This is a genomic window from Anaeromassilibacillus sp. Marseille-P3371, from assembly GCF_900169665.1.
GTDB lineage: Bacteria > Bacillota > Clostridia > Oscillospirales > Acutalibacteraceae > Anaeromassilibacillus.
This window is the reverse complement of the sequence record NZ_LT835157.1, coordinates 3,150,292-3,171,011: the sequence shown is the minus strand read 5'-3', so window position 1 is coordinate 3,171,011 and position 20,720 is coordinate 3,150,292. Positions and strand designations below refer to the sequence as shown.

The window sequence follows — 20,720 nt, the reverse complement described above, 5'->3', positions numbered from 1 at the left end:
AACAAGGCACTTTTCTATTAAAAATAGTTGAATACAAGAATATTTATACAGTGTCATTCGCAAAATATCTAAACCAAAAATAAGGTTTACATAGGGCGCTGTTTTGTATGAACCAAGACCTCACGAATGAGGGCCGCCGGAAACGCAGCCGGTTTTGAGCCGTGCATATAGATAGGAATCCCACAGAACGCCGCGTTTATAGACACTGCATCGCATAGTGCCCTCCTTTTGAAATCCCGCCTTTTCCAGGACACGGCACGAAGCGAGATTGTAGACGAACGGTTCCGCATGGATCCGAACAAGATCATACGACGCAAAGCCGTACTCGCAGAACTGCCGGACAGCCGCAGTCATAATCCCCTGGCCCCAGAAAGGCTCGGCCAGCCAATATCCCAATTCTGCCGACCTACGTGCAATATCGCTTCCAAACGAAAGACTGATGCTGCCCGCCGCTTCCCCTTGAATCACAATAGCGCGGAAACATTGCCGGGAGGGGTCTACATGGATACAGCTTTGAAGAAACTCCTCGGCGTCCTGCCGCGTGTATGGATAGGGAAATATGTCGCGTAGATTGGCGGCAACTTTCAGGTTGTTGGCATACCGGGCGACGGCTTCCACATCTTCCATCCGCCAGGGGCGCAGTTCAAATTCCATGGATAGTTTCCTCCTGTTCCTCTTTTTTTGCGCATTTGGGACATTTCCCGTAGATCGTCAGGGTATGGCTCTCCACCGTAAAGCCGGTTTCTTCCGCAATGGTGCGCTCCATCCCGGAGAGCGGACAATCACAGAGCTTTATTTTTGCATGGCATCCGGTGCAGACCAAGTAATGGCCGTGCTGTTCCCGGGCCAACGAATACCGTACAATACCGTCGCCAAAGTCGTTGCGCTCAACAAGTGCGCTGGCAGCGAAGCGTTCCAGATTGCGGTAGATGGTGGACAGCGCCAGGGAGGGAAACGCCGCCTTCATCTGTGCAAAGATGTCCTCGGCGCTCAATGGCTCTGTGCTCTGACGCAGGACGCACAGCATGGCCTCGCGCTGTTTGGTATTTTTCATGGCGGCACTCCTTTCAACCGGAGGAAATTCCGGGAGGGGACGCCTGTGGCGCAAATGTTGCGCCACATATCCGGCCTTATGCCGGAGTGCCCGGCTTCTGCCGGGCGGGCGTCCCCGAAAACCTCTTCCTAGATTGATTCTTATTATAAACGGAAAATGCAAAAATGCAATGGCGCGCGTTGCTCTGGCTGCCAGGATAGTGTATAATATGGATTCATGAATTCATATATCGGAGGTCCTGACCTTTGAAAGAAGCGTATCTTGACAATTCCTCCACCACCCGCGTGTGCGAGCCAGCTGCTGCAAAGGTGATGGAGCTGATGACGGAAAACTATGGAAACCCTTCATCCCTTCATACCCTGGGCTTCCGCGCCGAGCAGGCGCTGACCGAGGCGCGCCGCAATATCGCCGCAGCCTTGGGCGCCAAAGAGGACGAGGTGTTTTTTACTTCTGGAGGGACGGAAAGCAACAATCTTGCGATTTTTGGAGCAGCATATGCACGAAAACGCATGGGGATGCATATTGTCACCACGCAGATTGAGCACCCGTCTGTGACGAATGCTGTGCGCCAACTTGAAAAGGAGGGCTGGGAGGTCACTTGGCTTCAACCTGACCGGGAAGGCCACATTTTGCCCGAAGCTGTACAGGAGGCGGTTCGTCCTGATACGACGCTGGTCACAATGATGGCGGTTAACAATGAGGTTGGGACGATCCTGCCTCTGGATGCGGCGGCACAGGCCATTGCAGCGAAGAAGGCGCCCGCATTACTCCATGTCGATGCAGTGCAGGGATTCGGGAAGCTCGATTTAAGGCCGGAGCGGAGAAAAATTGATCTACTGAGTATCAGCGCGCATAAGATTCACGGCCCCAAAGGGGTTGGCGCTCTATATGTACGCAAAGGCGTCCGTATTGCACCTCGCACTTTTGGCGGCGGGCAGGAGCACGGAACGCGGCCTGGCACGGAGGGGCTGCCGGCCATCGGCGGTTTTGGCGCGGCGGTGAAAGCGCTTCCCCCTGTGAACGAAGGATTACGGCAGGCTGAAGAGCTCGCGGCTATTTGCCGGGAAAAGTTGCTGGCATTGCCCGGCGTGGAGTTCAATTCGCCAGAAGATGCATTGCCCTATATAGTCAATTTCAGCGTAGGCGCTGTCCGGGCGGAAACCATGCTGCATTTCCTTGCAGCACGTGGCGTTTATGTCTCGTCCGGGTCTGCCTGTTCGAAGGGGAAACAGAGCCCCGTCTTGGAAGCGATGGGGCTTCCAAGGGAACGGATTCAAGCAGCCTTGCGGGTTAGTTTTTCCCACTTGAATACGCTGGAAGATGTGGATGCCTTGGTGGAAGGCGTGCGGGAAGGCTTGGCCAGTTTGGCTGTTAAAAAATAAATGTAAGGATTTGTAAGATGAAAGAGATTATTTTAATCAAATTGGGTGAAATTGTATTAAAGGGGTTGAATCGCCAAAGTTTTGAATTCGCCCTGATTCGCAATCTCCGGCGGCGTCTGGAACCATTGGGGAAATTTGACATCCGTGAGGCGCAGTCGACCATCTATGTGGAGCCGTTACAAGAGGGGATTGACCTGGAAGCTGCGGCAGAACGGGTCGGAAAGGTGTTCGGTGTGATCGCCTTTTCCCGCGCCTGTATGGCAGAGAAGAATATGGACAGCATTTTGAAAACAACAGCGGACTATTTGCGCGACGAGCTTCGTACCATTTCGAGTTTCAAGGTGGAGAGTAAGCGCTCTGACAAGCACTTTCCGCTCAAGTCGCCGGAGATTTCTGCGGCAGTGGGGGAATATTTGTTGCAACAGTTTCCCAATCTGCATGTCGACGTGCACAACCCGGATTTGGAAGTACGGGTGGAAGTCCGCGATTTCGGCGCTTATATCCATGGGAAGGCTTTGCCCGGGGCAGGCGGCATTCCTGTAGGGACGGGCGGTAAGGCGGCGATTCTCATCAGCGGTGGGATTGACAGCCCCGTAGCTGCCTGGCAGATGGCCCGGCGCGGTCTGGAATTGACAGCGGTACACTTTGCCAGCCCTCCCTATACCAGTGAACGCGCAGAACAAAAGGTGGTAGATCTTCTGCAAAAGGTCAGCGAATATGCCGGCAGAATCTTTATGTTCACCGTGCCGTTCACCAAGATTCAGGAGGAGATTCGTGATAAGTGCCCGGAAGAATATTTTACACTGATTATGCGCCGCTTTATGATGCGGGCGGCGGAGCGTATTGCGCGCAAGGAAGGATGCTCAGCCCTGATTACCGGCGAAAGCCTGGGACAGGTGGCCAGTCAGACCCTACAAGCCATTGTCTGTACGGATGCAGCTGCGATGATGCCGGTATTCCGTCCGCTGATCGGTACGGACAAGAGCGAGATCGTCGCCATGGCGCGCAGGATTGATACGTACGATTTGTCCATTCAGCCATACGAAGACTGTTGTACTGTTTTTACGCCCAAGCACCCGCGTACCCGTCCGGAGATGGAAAAACTGTTGGAGGCAGAGGCGGCGCTGGATAAAGAGGCGCTCTTGGAAGATTGTGTAAAGCGTACGACCTTCCGAAAGATAACGCCGTACCGTTGACCTTTGGAACGGTACCTGAGAAGGGGAGATCACCTGGTGGATGTGTTTCCTCATAAGAGGCGTTGGGAGTCCCTTTTTATGGGGCGCAGATGGATGCGCGGAGTATCGGAAGTTTTGCCATGAGGAGGCTTACATCGGAATGAATGCGGAAATTATCTCTGTAGGCACGGAACTACTTTTAGGACACACGGTTAATACAGACACCACCTTGATCGCGCGGGAGCTGTCTGCCCTGGGCATTGACCTGCTTTTTGCCTGTACGGTGGGCGACAATGCGGAACGCCTGCGTGCGGCCTTGCGGGAAGCACTTTCGCGCAGTGATGTCGTGATTACCACCGGTGGCCTTGGTCCTACGGGGGATGATCTGACAAAGGAGACGATTGCGGAGGCGGCCGGGGTAGAGCTTGAATTGCATGAGGAGAGCCGCCAGCGGATTGAGACCTATTTTAAGGGACGTTACTGCGGAGAAAATCAATATAAACAGGCGATGCTTCCCAAGGGGTGCACGGTGTTTCCCAATGATGCGGGCACAGCGCCCGGCTGTGGTTTGGAGACGGATACAGGCAAGGTGGTAATTATGCTGCCCGGCCCGCCGGCCGAGATGGAACGGATGCTTCAGCGTTATGCAGTGCCCTATCTGGCCCAACGGGAACAGGCGGTCATCGTCTCGCAGATGGTACGGGTCTTTGGAATTGGAGAGGGCGCCGCGGAGGAAAAAATACGGGATCTGACCCAAGGGGCCAATCCGACCGTGGCGACGTATGCAAAAGAGAATGAGATGTTTGTCCGTGTGACGGCAAAGGCTGGATCGGTGGAGGTTGCTACCGCTCTATGCGCGCCCGTGGTGCGGGAAGTCTGTGCGCGATTGGGAGACTTCGTCTATGGAATTGATGTGGAAAGCCTCGAAGAAGTAGTGGTGAACAGCCTGCGGGAGAAAGGGTTGCATCTGGCAACCGCAGAATCCTGTACCGGTGGACTTGTTGCAAAGAGGTTGACAGACGTCCCAGGGGCGTCGGAGGTTTTTGAAATGGGAGCGGTGACCTATGCCAATACGGTCAAAAGTATGTTGCTGCAAGTGCCAGAGGACCTGTTTCCCGCTTACGGCGCGGTGAGCGAGCCAGTGGCGCGCGCCATGGCAGAGGGCGTACGAAAAAAGGCTGGGGCAGATTTGGGACTGGGTATCACGGGCCTCGCCGGACCTGGCGGCGGCACCCCCGAAAAGCCGGTCGGTCTGGTCTATATGGCGCTGAGCGATGGGGCGCATACATGGGTGCGGCGGATGGACCCGCCAGGCCGTGTCAAGAACCGGTCTTGGGTGCGCGATCGTGCGGCGCATTATGCATTGGATATGGTGCGGCGGTATTTAGCAGGGATGCCGGTGGAGGGGAACGCGGTGTAAGCCGCGTTCCAACTTGTTTCAAAGAAATGGAGGGAAGAAGATATGGATGCTGGGCTGTTGTTTTTTCAAGCGCACCGCACCTCTCTGTGTGAACTGGAGGTGCGTAAAGCGGCAGCAAATCTGCGGGTTACAGTGCAGGGCGTCAACGCAAGTGCACGGTATGAGGGGTTGTGCCGCGCGTTGGCTTCCTTTTTAAAGAAATATCCGTTGCTCTATTTGGTAAGCGCAGTGGAAGGCGGTCGGTTGCTCTGTGCAGAGCCTGTATTCCGTGCTTTGCACGTCCCTTTGGATGAACACGGAGAGCCCGAACATGTACGCCGCCTGACTGGCTTTGATGCATGTGGGTATCTGCTGGAAAGCCGGACCCAAGCGATCGTTTTGCTGCCAGACCTGCCGGAAGAACTGCGGATTCAACTGCCCGGCACCCAGAGGCGCCTGGCAGAGAAATTTGGGCTCACACCAGTGCCTCCTCCAAAGGAAGTTGACTACGAGGCGTTGATCGAGCCCTTCTTTTCGAGGTGATGGTCGATGATGGATTTGCGTTCCCAGATGAAGGTTGTGGACTTGTTGATGAAGCTGTTCCGCGGCGATATGCAGCACATCAACCCCTATCCGTTTGTGCCGCAGAAGCACAAGAACATTCCAAACGCCGATTCGGGCGGACTTTTGCGTTCCATCCCGGAGCGCGAGGGTATTCCAAGCGGCCAGATACAGCGTTTTTTTGAGGAGTTGGATGCCTGTCCGTCCATTCATGTGCACAGTGCGATGGTACTCCGTCACGGGAAAATCATCGCAGAGGGAAGCTGGAAGCCGTATTCCGGCAGTTATCCTCATATGATGTTTTCCCTCTCCAAAAGTGTGGTGAGTATGGCGGTGGGGTTTGCCGTGCAAGAGGGACTTTTGAGCTTGGACGATCCAGCAGCGAGTTTCTTCCCGGATAAAAATGTACTGTTTCGCAGTGCACGGATCAGCGGTATTACCATACGCCACCTGCTGAACATGACCTCGGGCCTAAAATTCAATGAAGTGAACTCTGTAGTGGAAAAGGACTGGGTTCGTGCAATTCTACAGTCGGACTGTTCCTTTGAGCCGGGAACGGAATTCAGTTATAACAGTTTGAATACGTACCTGCTCAGTGCCATTCTTTACAGGAAGACGGGCATGGGATTGGTGGAATATCTGACGCCGCGCCTGTTCGATCCATTGGGGATTCACCATGTAAGTTGGGACGTATGCCCCTTGGGAATTGAAAAAGGTGGTTGGGGACTCTGGCTGCGGATTGTGGATATGGCAAAACTGGGACAGCTCTATTTGCAGCGCGGCCGTTGGACGGTGGATGGTGCTGAAAAGCAACTTCTGCCGGAAAGCTGGATTGCCGAATCTACCAAGATGGATACCCCCACCCGGGAAGGAGATTATTCCTCCGGCTATGGTTACCAAATTTGGAGTTTTGGGGCAAAAGGCGCCTATCAGTTCAACGGGATGTTGGGGCAATATGTGATTGTTTTGCCGGAACGGGATATGGTATTGGCTCTGACTAGCGGAAGCCCAAGCCTTTTTGCAGACGAGACATGCCACATTGTGGAGAAATATTTTGGCGATGGAGCGAAAGAACTTTCGGATGGTCCGTTGCCCAACGATATCCGCGCGCTGCGTTCTTTGCGCAGCGCACTGGGAAATTTGTATGCGATCCGGGAAACGGCTCCAAAGCCGAAACACGTATCCACCTTGACACGCATGTGGAGGCGTGTGTTTCCGGAAAAGCAGGAGGTTCCTACGGTTCCTCCGGAACTGCGCAAATGGAACGGCTGTCAGTATCAGCTGGAGAATAGTTCTGCGGCTTTGATGCCGCTGATCTTGCAGGGGACGACCAACAATTTTGGAGCAAACATTTCCAGGATTAGTATGGAATTTTCACCGGGAGAATGCCGCCTGATCGTAGAGGATGGAGCTGAAACAAATCTCATTGTGGCGGGCATGGATGGAATCCCGCGCAAAGGATGCATCACGCTCAATGGGGAGGTGTATGCCATCGGGAGCACGGCTCGTTTGACGACGGATGAGGATGACCGGCCGGTTTTGAAAGTATTTGTCTGTTTTACAGAGACGCCGAGCGTCCGGGTTCTCAAGTTTATTCTGTATAGCCCGGAGAAGATGCTGATTCGTTTTGACGAATTGCCAAGTGTGGAGGCGTCGCTCGAGGTATTGTTCTCCCTGGTGGGCGGCAGGGAAAATCAAAACAGCTTGAACAAGCTTTTTATGGATACGGTGGGACAGCAGCGCTTGGATGAACGCGTTGCGCAAGTATCACGGCCGAGGGTGAAGGCCACCTTAGTGAAGCCATAAGCAGCCGCCCGCCGGGCGCAAATGCGCCCGGGCCGGAGAGGGGTCTCCGGCGAAAACGCATAGGAGATGCGTTTGGCGGGCGGCGGTTTCTGGCGCACAATGGTTTCAAACAAAAGAGAGGGTATCCCAAAAGGCATAAAATGCCTGGAAGGGATACCCTCTCTTTCGGAATGAAGGAAATAAACAAATTAGTCTGCTTTTACCTGAGATTCCAGGAACACCAGATGGGCAATGCCGGGAATACTTTCACCCTGTTGTGAGGATGTGGTGGACATCAGAGCGCCAGTGCCAAGAAATAGAACCTTCTTGAGTTCCCCAGAAGAAAGCTGTTGTAAAATAATCGAGCACAGGACCGCCGCGGAACACCCACATCCGGAACCACCGGCGTGGACGTCTTGCGCTTGACGTTCATAGATCATCAGGCCGCAATCATTGTGTATTTCGCGGATGTCGATGCCGTCCTTTTCCAAAATTTCGTCCATCAACTCACACCCCACAGCACCAAGATCTCCAGTCAGTATCAGATCGTAGTCCGAGGGAGAGGTGCCGGTGTCGGTCAAATAGTCGTGCAAAGTTTGTGCAGCAGCGGGGGCCATTGCAGCCCCCATGTTGTTGGCATCCTTAATGCCCAGATCAGCGATGCGCCCAAAGGTCACCGCGTTAACCTTGACTTCTCCACGGCCGTGGGCCCCCACTACAACGGAACCCGCCGCCGTAGCGGTCCACTGGGCGGTCGGGGTGCGTTGGCCGCCGTATTCCAGTGGAAAACGGAACTGCCGTTCCGCAGAACAGAAGTGAGAGGACGTAACAGCGACAGCACGCCGTGCAATTCCTGTTTCGACAAACAGCGATGCGAGCCCCAGCGTTTGGGCCATTGTAGAGCATGCGCCATATTGTCCCAAGAAGGGAATCCCCAGGCTGCGCAGGCCAAAGGTAGAGGAAATACATTGGTTTAATAGGTCGCCTGCAAGGATGTAGTCCACATCTTTCCCCTCTAAAGCGGCTTTTTTGAGTGCGGTTTCCACCGCTTCGGTTTGAAGCTGGCTTTCTGCCTTTTCCCAGCTTACATCTCCCAAGGTGTTGTCCGTATGGCTGACGTCAAAAAAGGCGCCCAGGGGCCCCTCTTTCTCTTTTTTCCCTGCAATAGAGGCAAAACCGAGAATTCCTGGGCTCTTATCCATCTGTAGAGTATACTTTCCAATTCTGGTCGGCATGGAAGCACCCCCTTTCAATACATCTTAAAGAGGAAGATAATCAGCCCGTAAATAATGGAGGCACACGTTCCATACACCAGTACAGGCCCTGCGATGGAAAACATTTTTGCACCAATGCCCATGACATAACCTTCGCTTTTGAATTCCATTGCAGGGGAAACAATCGCATTGGCGAATCCAGTGATTGGAACCAGAGTGCCCGCGCCGCCGTGCTTGGCGATCTTATCATATACTTTCAGACCGGTGAGGATCGCGCTCAAAGCGATCAGCGTGATGGAAACAAATGCCTTGGCTGTTTTTTCTGGGAGTTCAAACGACAAAAAAAGCGTAGTCAATACTTGTCCAAGCGTACAGATTGCGCCTCCGATTAAAAACGCCACAACGCAGTTGCGCAAGACCTTTGAGTTTGGAGAGGCCTTTTGAGCCATCTGTTGGTATTCGGTTTTTGTGACTTTAATGTCCAAATCCGTTCACATCCTTTTTATCATATCTACCTGCTATTTTGGCCGAATCGCCCGGCTTTATACAATTTTTACCGGATTGGATGGCAGGCAAAAGATGACCCTATTTCGTAAGGAAATCGAAAGATTTTGATAAGATGGCCTTTCCAACTGCCCGTATGTTTTGCCGTATACTACATCCATCGGAAAAGAAGGAGGCATTTCCTATGGAGTTTTATGCGAACGAAGGGAAGCAGGTCTGCATCGACGTGGAAGGAAATTGGTATATGCGCCACGCTATTCACACCCATCGGATTGGCGTGGGGGAGGATTACATCGATCTGGTGCGGCGCTATGTTGCGCCGCTCTATCGGCCTGGGGATATCCTTTCCATCAGCGAAAAGATTATCTCTCTCTGTCAGAAGCGCGTGATTTATAAAAAAGATGTACGGGTTAGCCTGTTGGCGAAATTTTTATCGCGGTTTGCCTCTCGTAGTACAGCGGGCATTGGCGTGAACAATCCATACAAGATGCAGATTGCCATTCAACTGTGCGGGAGGAAAAAAATCCTTTATGCAGCTGCGATGGCAGCCATTGGCAAGCTGTTTTGCAGGCGCGGCATTTTCTATGAGATTGCAGGCCCGGAGGTCAGTGGCTTGGATGGTTTTTACAGTCATGCTTTTCCAGAATACGGTGAATTTGGGATTCTTCTTCCTGTGCGTTCTGAAGAAGTTTGCACGGAGATTTCCCGTCGGTTGGGTATCGCCTGTATGATTGTTGATGCCAACGATTATGGCGTAGAAATTCTGGGAAAGTCGGAGGGCCTTCGCATTCCAGACGAAATATTAACTGCAATGGTTCGAGATAACCCCGCTAATAACTTCCGGGAACAGACACCTTTTGTGTTGATCCGTCCCGTGGAAAAGCTCCGATTGGAATGGAAGTGCGAAAAAACGGCGGAACGGGCTAGGTACCGCACCGCATGATGAATCGTGAAGGTATAAGAAGATCGAATCGTTTATCATCACAACCTGCAAAATAGCGCCTCCCCCAGATGTACAGCTGGAAGAGGCGCTATTTTTTATACCGATTGTCGGAGGATTTGGCAGAAGTCCTTTTTCTTAAAGAATATGCATGGATGGTTGTCCCCGTCCCTAGACGGTCCATCGATTTGTTCTTCTAGGAGGTTTCTCCATAGGCAGGGCCAACTCCCTTTTGCATAAAGTTCTACCCTTTCTACAGCCGAAGGGGCGCGTGATCGACAGACAAAAGGCGGGTGGTATTATAGCCCAGATGTATGAACAGAAGGTCAAGAGGATGGCGGTTCTATGGATTGCCTTTATGCATCGCCGCCCAGTTCCGGCTATCCGTTATTTTTCCAAAGCACGATTGATTTAAGAATAAAACGCTCTCTGTAAAGAATGAAAGTCCCATGGAATTCTTTTTGAGTGGTGTAGAGGTATTTAGGATTTTGAACTCTGTTAAAAAGACTTGCGTAAGGCAACCGGATGATACAATCATCCGGTACAGCGGGATTGCATTGTAAAGCAGTAGCCATTGTGGTCGTAAAAACCATATAGAGGCTTCCCCGATAGAATTATGATGGTTTTGCCCAGTTGTACAGGGTTTCCACAGATCCCTTTTTAGATGTGGAAAACTGGACGATGCGGTATGGGTGAATTCGCACCAGGATCGATCAATTGCCTTGGCAACAGGTTGGTTTCCTTACGAGGAAGATCATACTGCAATGTCAGATCATCAATATAGAAGAGGGTGACCCAAACTACAAATTGTTCGATTCATAGGAAAGGGGCATCCTCTTTCTGTTTGGAAAAATATCTGCATTTCTAAAAAAAGAGGGGCTCCTTCCGTCACTTCATGACTTTTGGGCACCCTCTTTGTTTTTATCTGTTTGACCCTTAGGCCAAAAATTTGTCCATTGCCTTGCGGTCCAAGCCTTGACATTCCATTAGGAAGTCGTTAAGCTGTTCTGCGATCAGGCGTGTTCCTCCGGCGGTGTCGCTCTCGATGTTCAAAGGCATAATAGGATCGTGGACACTTAGCCGCAACAGGAACCAACCATCCCCACGTCCTTTTCCAAATGAGACGCGGATACCCTCACGGTTGTCGGGGGCCACATTCCAGCTGTGGGTCTTGGCATAGGCGCTCACGCCGGCGATAACAGACTCCCCATAGGAACGGAAATCATCCTTGAGGATCGGGAACCGCAGTTCAGCGGTCTCCACCGGCTCCTTGAGCGATTCCAGCATGGAGTCGAGCGTCTTACCTTCCGCGCGAAGCCGTGCCATCTGAATGATGATTTTTGTCACCAGATAAGCGCCGTCATCCAAAAAATAGTTTTCACGCAGTGCCGCATGACCGGATGTCTCAATCGCCAGCGGACAGTTCACGCCCTCCTGGTTCAGCCGTAACGCTTCATTGATGACATTTTTATAGCCACGCTTAAAGCGATGATGAACGCCGCCCAGTGTCTGTTCAATGTATTCTTTTAGGCCGCTGGAGGTGATGGAATCCGTTACAACGGTTCCGCCGGGATTTCCTTCCAAGGCAATCGCAGAGGCAATCGCTACCAAGCGGTTGCGATTGATTTCCTCCCCACGTGCATCCACGGCTCCACCGCGATCTACGTCTGTGTCGAAGATGACGCCCAAGTCTGCCTTTGCATCCAAAACCGCCTGGCAGATGGATTGCATGGCCTCTTCGTTTTCAGGGTTCGGAATATGGTTTGGAAACATACCATCCGGCTCCAAAAATTGGCTGCCTTCTATGTCTGCACCGAGTGGCGCCAACACATCGCGCGCATAAAATCCGCCAGCGCCATTTCCGGCATCCACTACAATGTGAAATCCCTTGAGTGGGTGTTCATAGTCGGCCGCATGGACGCCTTCTTGAATCATTTCACGCAGACGCTTTGCATAGTCAGCCATATAATGGACCGTCTCCACATGCCCCGTTCCGGAGGGCAACGTCTGCCCTTCCTGTGCAAAAAGTAGAATCTGTTCGATGTCCGAACCGTCAAGACCGCCGTTCCTGGTAAAAAACTTGAGGCCATTGCGGTTGAATGGATGATGGCTGGCAGTGATTTGCACCGACCCATCGCATGCCAGATCGATGGTTGTCATGAACATGGAGGGGGTGGAGGCCAGTCCGCAGTCCAACACCCGCACACCTGCTCCCACCAGGGTGCGCGTCACGGCATCCTGGATGCGCTGCGCGGAGATGCGAGAATCGTGTCCGACAGCAATGGTCAGCGCGGATGGGGCCTTTTTGACTGCGTTGGACAGCCACAGGACATAACCGGCTGCCATCTTTTCGATCACCTCATCGGTCAGGTTGATTTCTTGTCCGGCAACGCCTTCACTGGCCACTCCGCGAATGTCGGTGCCACTCTTAAATTGTTTCCAATAGGTATTCAGCATGGTTCGCTCTCCTTTTATTTTTGTCAAAAATCCCTGGCGCTCGGAAGACTGCCTTTAAAGGGGACTGGGAAACTTTGGAAGGCCTGAAAAGCGGCCTTTTCCCATTGCTTTGCCAGTTCCCTGCGCGCCACAGATTTTGGATTCCGAATTCTGATCCGTCTGTTTCTTCCGTAAGTCCTTTTGAGCCTACGAAATCACACATAGTTTCCATGGGCCATTCCAAAGGAGGCCGATGACTGTACTCTGCAGCAAAGAAAAGATACCATTCCTTTTCCTTTCGGACGGTTTTCCATGGAAAAAGGCGCCGATCCTACCTTTATTATACCGGATTCCGTCAGATTTGTAAAAGCTTTTGCAGTCAGTATCTTTGCGAGATTGCGGGGTATGATATTGCGGGGTGAAATGATGAAACCAATTATGATCGTACGCAACCTTTATAAAATCTACCGGCAGGGAGAAAATGAAGTTCATGCACTTGACGGTGTTTCGCTCACGGTGGGAAAGGGTGAATTTGTCGCTATCGTCGGACGGTCCGGTTCGGGAAAATCAACGCTTATGAATGTACTGGGGTGTTTGGACACACCTACCTCCGGTGAATATATTCTCGACGGCGAAAATGTCGATGCGCTATCGGAGGACCAGCTGTCCGATATTCGTAACCGAAAGATCGGGTTTATTTTTCAAGGATTTAATTTGGTCCCAGGATTGACTGCGCTGGAAAATGTGGAATTGCCGCTTTCCTATCGGGGAATTCCGCGGGAGGAACGGCGCGCCTTGGCCGAGGACGCCCTGTGCCGGGTTGGATTGACGGAGCGAATGCGTCACCGTCCCAATCAAATGAGCGGCGGACAACAACAAAGGGTGGCCATTGCGCGCGCAATTGCGGCAAGGCCACCCATCATTTTGGCGGACGAACCCACCGGAAACCTCGATACCAAATCGGGAACGGCGGTGATGAATATTTTACATGGATTGCATGAAGAGGGCAGAACCATCCTGCTGATTACACACGACGAGCGGATTGCGCAGCAGGCGCAGCGGCGTGTGGCCATACAGGACGGCGTGCTGGAAGAAGCCGTTCGTCCAAGATCGTCGGCTTAAAACGGGCGAGAAGATCCTTGTAATGATGCAGATAGAAAAAACAATACTCATACATCTGGCGGATGGCCTGAATCTGTACGGTACGGCTGATGGTGCATAAGCCACGCCGCGGCTTAAAATACAGATACATCGGAAGGGCGCCATTTTCGCATGGAAGCTGAAAATCTGCGTGAAGCCGGTATGCACCCAGATGTTCATAAAACTGGATGCGGCGCTCTTGACGTTTGGCCAAGCTCGGATTCTCTTTACAGACGTGCTCCACAGAGAAAAGAATGCCGTCAAACGGCCCGCAATATTTGTGCCATAGGGCGTTGAACAGCTGATTGCCATATCCGTGGGATTGATGCTGTTTTAAGATGGCGATGTAATCCAACCAAAGAATATTACAGTTCTCAACGGTATAAACCAATGCATAACCGAGCAGTTCGCCATCGGAGTCCCGCTTATACAGCAGGATTTTATATTTATCCCCATGAAGAAGATGAAGCAGGTTTTTATACTTGTACATTTCGTCGGGCGGAAACTGCTGCTCCATATCCGCATAAATCTGCGGCAGATCCTCCACCGTACCGAGCATAATACTGGCCGGTTCTCCTGTACACATGATAAAAATTCTCCCATCACAAAAATTTTGCCCGGATCAATTTCCGGGCATCTGCGCAAAACCGAGCAGATACCATCTGCAATTCCTCCCAAGGAGGCGTGCTTACGCGCCTTCATTATAGCGCGTTCCAGTAGGGCCCGCAAGCTTTTCCAGCATATTTTTTAGGATTCTTTGCACAAATGGAGTTCTCTATACAGTGGACACCGATTGATCTATACAATTTGTAATTTTATGATGAATTATAAAAAACTGTAAAGGTAATTGTGCGACAGCAGACATGAAACGCCGGAAAAAAAGGACGTGCTTCCAATACGGCGGTCCGCGCATGGTTCGTAGAAGGAGGATCTACAAGTGGTATTTTCCGTTCGGAAATGGGTTTTGACAGTTACCATCATGCTTAAAACGGATCGCTTGCTTATAGAACGAGAGGACAACAAAGCCCGTGGAAAGAAAAGTTGAGAGGGGTATGCTACGATTAGAACCGGCACGCCCCATTGGATACAGCCTACCGGTGCACGACGGAATACTCCGCAGGGGTTCACTGGAGTGGTTTATTATTTCGCCAAGCGTTGCCATTCTCTTACAAAAGAGCATCCAGCTAGAAGCATGCAGTACCGGTTCCTTTCATACATATTCGATAGGGGAGGAAAATGACAAGACCATTCAGTAGCGGACCTTCGATAGGTAAATGGCTTCGATTTATGGTAGGCATCCACAACACGCAGCAGCGACAGAAGGGCTGCTTTTTTGAAACAATGGGAACTTTCTCAGTGGCCGACGATTTACCAGTTGTATTTTTAGGTGTATTTGTGATATGATGTTAAGGAAAATGCGACGATTTCCTTTCAGGGCTCGTACGCCTGATTACAGACAGGAGAGCGAATAAACGAATATGAAACGATCGAAACGCAATGGAATGCTGCGCCGGGCAGCCCTCCTATCCTCCGTGTTGGTCTTTGTGGCCTCTACATTTGCTGTCACAGCCTTTGCGACGGAGATTACGCCGGTTCCCGATCCGGCAGCGCCAGTGGAGTCCACAGTCGATCCGGGGATTCCGGGGGATTCTACGGTCAATCCGATCATTCCGGACGCCGATCCTAATACACAGGTTGATCCAACCATTCCGCCTGCCACGGACCCCAATACGGGGACGTTGGTAGACCCAAATGCACCGGCAGTGTCGTCAGACTCGGGCATTTCTCCGCCGTTTGATCCCAGTGCGCCAGTGACATCGCCGGGTGAAGAAGTACCGCCGGCAGAAAACCCTTCGGACCCCAATGCGTCGTCCAATCCGGACGGAACATCCCTTCCAGAGGGAACGGAGAGCCAGCCGGAGTCCTCAGAAGTTGAAGTATCCACCCCGGAAGAAGATCCGGAAGAGGAACCATATCAGCCGCCAGCAAGCCAGAAGCCGGCCGTTTCGGTCAACACGGACAATGCGGAAATCAACCAGAATGCTTCTCGAGCAGCAGAAGCAACCAGCGATCCGGATTTACTCTCTTCCCAAGATTGGAGCGAATTACTTACCAGCGGGGAAGTGAGCCAATCTCCTGACGCAAAACCCTTTGAAAACACTCCCCAGGGAAATGGTGATGGAAACTCCGAAGAAAAACAGGGTTCTTTCTCCTGGATTTTGCCGTTGGGAATTGCCTTGATTGTGCTGGGGTTAGGTGGAATAGCATTCTTTGTCTATGCGCAGTTCTTTGCACCGCGGAGGCGGAGCGCTTTTGACGACACCGGAGAGATTGAAGAATTTACAGACATCAGTTCCGATAGCAGCGGTGTCCAGCAGCGTGAGGACTATCTCTTCTCTTCGGATGAGGAGCAAGAGGAACTGTCTGAGCAAACAGGGCAGCCAGAAGAATCTCAAGAAGCGCCTGTATCACAGGAGATCGCCGAGGAGGTTGTGACCGAAACGGAAGCGCCCGCCACAGCAACGTTGTCAGAAAATGTTCCCGTACAGGAAAAATTTGAGATTGTCCAGCCGGATGTGCGGTTTGTTGAAGATGGTAAGCCGGGAGAAACGTCTTCGGGCAACGGAAAGGATGTAGGGGAGAGCCCTTACGGATTTAAGGTAGAAATCATGAAGGATCAAAAGGATGAGAATGGCAATTTTGATTGGGATTCCTTCTTTGATGATCCAAAAGATGAATGATGGTAGGGGCCGTGGGCTGGAAACAGTTCATGGCTCTTCTTACGTTAGGAAGCTTGTGTTGGGGTATGGAAGCTTTCATGGAATGGCATAAAAAGGCAAACGAAGGCGCATGGCAAAACCAATCAGGTTTGCCATGCGCCTTCGTTTGAAAAGATGACTTATCGGTCGTGTTAAAGAACTCTTTGAATCAGAGTTTTTATGTTCGTTTGGGGCACCCTACTGCTTTACAATGGCTATTGATAGCTGCTATCCCTATTAATAAAACCACGAACATATTTGTTTCAAGAGGGTGTGCCCAAACTACGAATCTTTGGATTCATAGGAAAGGAGCATCCTCTTTCTGTTTGGAAAAATATCTGCGTTTCTAAAAAACGAAGGTATCCAAAAGTCATTTCATGCCTTTTGGCACACCCTCATGACTGCTGCCCCTTACGTATATCTTTCATAAGGGAAAATAGAGGGGTTTTTATAGCTTCCCACAATAGGTTGCAATCTGTAGGGAACTTTCTTGGATCAAAAGGTTTGTTTTCCTCGGAAGGAGGCAATTTTGTTGTTCCGCCATACAATGACCTTCCTATAGCTCTGCTTTTTACCAATCGCAGGCGCCGGAACAGGCAGAGGAAAAATAACCGCAGATTATTTTTTATAGCTGCGCGCGAATGCCTCCGCAGCGGAATGGTTCTCTGGTTTTACCGGCACGTAAAAGGATTCCCCAGATACACTTGAAAGACAAAGAGCGAGGCTGTTTTCTCCAGAGAATACCAGAGAAACTTGCGAGATTGCGTTGTGGAAGAAGTATCCCACGTCGATTGCATTTTCTGCGATTTTTTCCAATGCAATCCCCTGGCCGGTCAAGGCAGCGAGATATTCCGTTTCTTCGATGCGTTTTAGGCTTTTTTCGTTGCGTTTCTGCTGTTCCGGTGTGATATTCTTATCCCAATAATATGCTTGAATGGTGTCATCAAAGCGATAGATCAGCTCGACATAACTGCACATCCGGAAGGTTTTTTCCCGTAGGGAAGCGACAATGGACGCAAGGTTTTCATCCCGCGCAGGACTAGGTTGGGTAAATGTATGGTGCAGCAGGATGGAAAAGAGGGGATAAAAGAGCTCTTCGGTGGCCGCATTGAAATGCAACATCAACTTATGCGCTTCTCCGTCGGAGAGATAGCAGATTGTGAGGCGGTTATCCAAAAGACGGTGAGAATACAACGCATAGGAAACCGTTTCTGCATCTAAAACGGTGGGAACCACCCCGCCCAATAGCTGCTTTTGCAAATAGAGAATACGGTTTTCTTGCCAAGCGACGACGTATTCCGGCTTTTCAGTTACCCAATGATTGGTTTGACGGACAAAGAGAACTTGTGAAATGGGCATCCCCCGCTGCATCCATTCCGCAATGTGTGGACGGTAGGGCGCAGGAAGATCCTCTAAGCGGTCGACGTGGCGCGGCCAAGAATCCCGAGCGCGGGAGGTATCAATCTTAAAGTTTTTTAAAAACATGCTGTGCTCCTTTACTTGACAAGGGACCCAAGGCCGGTTTCGAAGGTGATGTTTGTACCATCGCATACAGCCAGAATGGTGTCCTGCTCGTCGGTGCGGTAAATTTCGACATTGGCTTTTTTGAGCTTATCCAGTGTTTCCCGGTGTGGATGGCCATAGTCATTGTCCACACCACAAGAAATCACCGCATAAGTTGGCTGGACAGCTTGTAAAAAGGCAGAACTGGTGGACGTAGAGCTTCCGTGGTGGCCGCATTTGAGAACATCGCTGCGGAGGGAATAACCGGCTTCAAGCATTTCATCCTCGCTGTCTGCCTCTGCATCGCCGGTAAAAAGAAAACTTTTCTGCCCACAGGTCAACTTTGCCACAATGGAATAGCTGTTTAACTCGGCATAGGAATCGGAATTGGGTGCGAGAAATTCCAGCTTGATGCCATTTTCATCCAGTATGGTCATCCCCCCATGGCCCGGCGTAATGGAAAGCCCCCGATCGTCAATGGCTTCCAGGAGGCGTTCATATGTCCGTGTGGTCGGCGTCTGGCTATCTGCAATCTTTGGCAGATAGATTTCACCTATGGGAAACGCATGGATTACTTCATCCATACCGCCAATGTGATCCTCATGCGGATGGGTAGCGATCAGAGTGTCAATCTGTGTGACACCAAGCTTTTCCAGATAATGGACAAGCGCATCTCCGGTTGCATTTGTGCCTGCGTCGATCAAAATCGTTTGGTCATCCGGCGTACGGATTAGCTCGCAGTCCCCCTGCCCGACATCGATATAATAGATGGACGTAGCTCCATCCGGAATGACCCCTGTGTCTACCACATCCGAAATCGAATCGTTTAAATGCAGGCGGATTCCACTGATCGAAGCAAAAATCAGAATGGCCGCAACAACCAACCAGGATGATACGCGGCGTGTGGTACGGCTCGGCCGTCTCCTCATTTGGATACCTCCCCATCTACCAGATTGGCTTCAAGAACACATTTCACAAGTTCTTTCAAATCCTCGCGTGTCTCCAGGGTTCCCGCCCGGCGCCGGAATTCTGCCGCGCCGCGCATGCCCTTGAGATACCAGCCGACATGCTTGCGCGCTTCACGCATCGCAGAGGCTTCGCCCTTATATTGGCACATCCGTTCCATATGCTTTACCATGACGGTCAGGCGCTCGAAGAGCCCCGGCCCCGGGATGATGCAGCATGAATTGGTCAGATAGGCGTTGATCTGCTGAAAAATCCAGGGATTTCCCAAGGCGCCGCGGCCTACCATCACCAGGTCACAGCCCGTTTCTTGCAACATCCGGGCGGCCTCCTGCGCGTTGGTCACATCGCCATTACCCATTACAGGAACCTGTACAGCCTCTTTGACCTGCCGGATAATGTCCCAATCTGCGGATGGTTCATACATCTGATCGCGCGTCCGCCCATGCACAGCAATTGCATCCGCACCCGCGGCTTCGCAGATCTTTGCCACCTCCACAGCATTGACCGAATGGCGGTCCCATCCTTTGCGAATCTTCACCGTTACGGGCGCGGATACCGCCTCTTTGACGGCGGCAACAATCTCGCCACAAAGAGCGGGATTCTTCATCAACGCGCTTCCAGAACCATTTCCAGCGACTTTTGGCACCGGACAACCCATATTGATGTCGATGACATCCGGGTGATACGCCATTGCTTTTTTGGCAGCGAAAGCCAGCACAGCGGGATCATCCCCAAAAAGCTGAATCCCAACCGGGCGCTCTGCGTCGCCCAATTCCATCAGCCGGCTCGTGTGCTTGTCGTTGTATTGTAGTCCCTTGGAACTGACCATCTCGCTTACTACATAGGAGGCGCCAAAGCCTGCACAGACTTCACGGAAAGCCCGATCGGTCACGCCGGCCATGGGGGCCAATACGGCACGGCCCTGTAGATTCACATTACCAATTTTCATCATAGAATACTCCGTATTTCTTTTGGATTTATCCGTACGTATGCACGGTTTTAGGGCAGAATCTGTACGGCAGCGCTGTTACCTATTGTGGAATCGGGTGGCTAAGCATTTGGGCCACTCACAGAAAGAGTCAAGCCACTTTGACGAATACACATGCAGATAGTGGCAAATGACACTTTTTATTATAGCTTAGAAAGGTCGTTTGTCAATAAATAGTTGCTTTTGCCACGGCTTTTCGCTATAATCGAAACACATTTCAAACAGAAAAGGTGATTGTATGCTGCTGCCGGATAAAGATATTGCTGCTATTTTGATGCTCTATCGAAAAATTAATGCCTGGAGGAGCGAACATGCCGCTCCATTGGGGCTGAATTCCTCGCATGTTTCGATCATCATAGAAACCTGTAAAAACAGCGGTATCTCCCAGAACGAGATGGTCAAACGGCTTTCGTATGAAAAAAGTGTAGTTGCCAAGGCGATTGCGAAGCTGATTGCAGCCGGATACATCACCAGGGAACAAAATGCAAAAGATAAACGAGCGTTTAACCTCTTCCCTACAGAAAAAGCTTGGGATGTTTATCCAACGCTGATTCAACAGGGGGATCTGTGTATGGAGCTGCTTACAGACGGATTGACGATGGAGGAAAGAGCCGAATTGAGCCTCCTTTTGGAAAAAATGGTTCAAAATACGTTGACCAAATTCCCTTTGTCAAAGAGTAAATAAGGAGGATTGTCAAAGGGTGTTCCTGCCTGCTGCATGCATTCCGAATACGTTTCCGGTTGGCAGATCGGCCGCAGGATTGTTGGCCTTTCTCTTGCTCAGGGACTCAGCAGAGTAGATTCTACCGCAAGATTGTGCGCAATCGCGCAAGAATTGGATAGAAGTTATTATAACACTTAAATTCCCATGCGAAAAGTGATATAATAAAACAATTGACTGATTAGACGGGAGA

General features: G+C 51.2%; 18 protein-coding genes. 9 read left to right on the top strand and 9 right to left on the bottom strand.

Annotation, left to right across the window (positions count from 1 at the left end; all coding sequences use genetic code 11):
• Positions 1 to 120: 120 nt before the first annotated feature.
• Both B9Y59_RS13395 and B9Y59_RS13390 read right to left on the bottom strand, forming a co-directional pair.
• Positions 121 to 654, bottom strand: coding sequence for a GNAT family N-acetyltransferase (locus B9Y59_RS13395; protein ID WP_085534079.1), 534 nt, complete (start codon positions 652 to 654; stop codon positions 121 to 123).
• A complete protein-coding gene (locus tag B9Y59_RS13390) occupies positions 644 to 1,054 on the bottom strand; it encodes a Fur family transcriptional regulator (RefSeq protein ID WP_085534077.1) in 411 nt (136 codons plus the stop codon). The genes B9Y59_RS13395 and B9Y59_RS13390 overlap by 11 nt, the downstream gene beginning before the upstream one ends.
• A gap of 245 nt (positions 1,055 to 1,299) precedes the next feature.
• On the opposite strand from B9Y59_RS13390, the gene B9Y59_RS13385 reads away from it, so the two are divergent.
• The 5 genes from B9Y59_RS13385 to B9Y59_RS13365 all read left to right on the top strand — a co-directional run bounded on the left by B9Y59_RS13385 (position 1,300) and on the right by B9Y59_RS13365 (position 7,377).
• A complete protein-coding gene (locus B9Y59_RS13385; RefSeq protein ID WP_085534075.1) occupies positions 1,300 to 2,436 on the top strand; it encodes a cysteine desulfurase family protein in 1,137 nt (378 codons plus the stop codon).
• A 17-nt stretch (positions 2,437 to 2,453) separates the two neighbouring features.
• On the top strand, positions 2,454 to 3,632 hold the full coding sequence (gene thiI, locus B9Y59_RS13380) for a tRNA uracil 4-sulfurtransferase ThiI (protein ID WP_085534073.1): 1,179 nt from the start codon (positions 2,454 to 2,456) through the stop codon (positions 3,630 to 3,632).
• A gap of 139 nt (positions 3,633 to 3,771) precedes the next feature.
• A complete protein-coding gene (locus tag B9Y59_RS13375; RefSeq protein WP_085534071.1) occupies positions 3,772 to 5,031 on the top strand; it encodes a competence/damage-inducible protein A in 1,260 nt (419 codons plus the stop codon).
• A gap of 42 nt (positions 5,032 to 5,073) precedes the next feature.
• Complete coding sequence (locus tag B9Y59_RS13370) at positions 5,074 to 5,553, top strand: hypothetical protein (protein WP_054323258.1); 480 nt, start codon at positions 5,074 to 5,076, stop codon at positions 5,551 to 5,553.
• 6 nt (positions 5,554 to 5,559) lie between these two features.
• Entirely contained in the window at positions 5,560 to 7,377 is a 1,818-nt protein-coding gene (locus B9Y59_RS13365) for a serine hydrolase domain-containing protein (RefSeq protein WP_085534069.1), read from the top strand.
• A gap of 188 nt (positions 7,378 to 7,565) precedes the next feature.
• Here the strand turns inward: B9Y59_RS13365 and spoVAD are convergent, their stop codons facing one another.
• Complete coding sequence (gene spoVAD, locus B9Y59_RS13360) at positions 7,566 to 8,591, bottom strand: stage V sporulation protein AD (protein WP_054323255.1); 1,026 nt, start codon at positions 8,589 to 8,591, stop codon at positions 7,566 to 7,568.
• Positions 8,592 to 8,605: 14 nt separating this feature from the next.
• Positions 8,606 to 9,019, bottom strand: a complete 414-nt coding sequence (gene spoVAC, locus B9Y59_RS13355) for a stage V sporulation protein AC (protein WP_085534657.1) — start codon at positions 9,017 to 9,019, stop codon at positions 8,606 to 8,608.
• Between the two features lie 239 nt (positions 9,020 to 9,258).
• Between spoVAC and B9Y59_RS13350 the strand changes: the two genes are divergently transcribed.
• Positions 9,259 to 10,017 (top strand): F420-0--gamma-glutamyl ligase, encoded by a 759-nt coding sequence (locus tag B9Y59_RS13350; protein ID WP_085534067.1) that lies wholly within the window; start codon positions 9,259 to 9,261, stop codon positions 10,015 to 10,017.
• A 933-nt stretch (positions 10,018 to 10,950) separates the two neighbouring features.
• Here B9Y59_RS13350 and B9Y59_RS13340 read toward each other — a convergent pair.
• Positions 10,951 to 12,471, bottom strand: a complete 1,521-nt coding sequence (locus tag B9Y59_RS13340) for a phosphohexomutase domain-containing protein (RefSeq protein ID WP_085534063.1) — start codon at positions 12,469 to 12,471, stop codon at positions 10,951 to 10,953.
• A 417-nt stretch (positions 12,472 to 12,888) separates the two neighbouring features.
• Between B9Y59_RS13340 and B9Y59_RS13335 the strand changes: the two genes are divergently transcribed.
• Positions 12,889 to 13,572 carry an ABC transporter ATP-binding protein gene (locus tag B9Y59_RS13335; RefSeq protein WP_442856164.1) on the top strand — a complete coding sequence of 228 codons (684 nt, stop codon included), beginning with the start codon at positions 12,889 to 12,891 and terminating at the stop codon, positions 13,570 to 13,572.
• Here B9Y59_RS13335 and B9Y59_RS13330 read toward each other — a convergent pair.
• Positions 13,475 to 14,176 (bottom strand): GNAT family N-acetyltransferase, encoded by a 702-nt coding sequence (locus B9Y59_RS13330; RefSeq protein ID WP_054323252.1) that lies wholly within the window; start codon positions 14,174 to 14,176, stop codon positions 13,475 to 13,477. The two genes, B9Y59_RS13335 and B9Y59_RS13330, sit on opposite strands and share 98 nt — an antisense overlap.
• Before the next feature lie 892 nt (positions 14,177 to 15,068).
• Between B9Y59_RS13330 and B9Y59_RS13325 the strand changes: the two genes are divergently transcribed.
• Positions 15,069 to 16,331 (top strand): hypothetical protein, encoded by a 1,263-nt coding sequence (locus B9Y59_RS13325; protein ID WP_085534061.1) that lies wholly within the window; start codon positions 15,069 to 15,071, stop codon positions 16,329 to 16,331.
• Positions 16,332 to 16,967: 636 nt separating this feature from the next.
• Here B9Y59_RS13325 and B9Y59_RS13320 read toward each other — a convergent pair.
• Genes B9Y59_RS13320 through dusB form a run of 3 tightly spaced genes read right to left on the bottom strand, consistent with a single transcriptional unit; the run spans position 16,968 to position 19,767 of the window.
• A complete protein-coding gene (locus B9Y59_RS13320) occupies positions 16,968 to 17,834 on the bottom strand; it encodes a hypothetical protein (RefSeq protein WP_085534059.1) in 867 nt (288 codons plus the stop codon).
• A gap of 11 nt (positions 17,835 to 17,845) precedes the next feature.
• Positions 17,846 to 18,781 carry a ComEC/Rec2 family competence protein gene (locus B9Y59_RS13315; RefSeq protein ID WP_054323249.1) on the bottom strand — a complete coding sequence of 312 codons (936 nt, stop codon included), beginning with the start codon at positions 18,779 to 18,781 and terminating at the stop codon, positions 17,846 to 17,848.
• On the bottom strand, positions 18,778 to 19,767 hold the full coding sequence (gene dusB, locus B9Y59_RS13310) for a tRNA dihydrouridine synthase DusB (protein ID WP_054323248.1): 990 nt from the start codon (positions 19,765 to 19,767) through the stop codon (positions 18,778 to 18,780). The genes B9Y59_RS13315 and dusB overlap by 4 nt, the downstream gene beginning before the upstream one ends.
• 277 nt (positions 19,768 to 20,044) lie before the next feature.
• Here dusB and B9Y59_RS13305 point away from each other — a divergent pair, with 277 nt between their 5' ends.
• On the top strand, positions 20,045 to 20,491 hold the full coding sequence (locus tag B9Y59_RS13305; RefSeq protein WP_054323247.1) for a MarR family winged helix-turn-helix transcriptional regulator: 447 nt from the start codon (positions 20,045 to 20,047) through the stop codon (positions 20,489 to 20,491).
• The last annotated feature ends 229 nt before the right edge of the window (positions 20,492 to 20,720 follow it).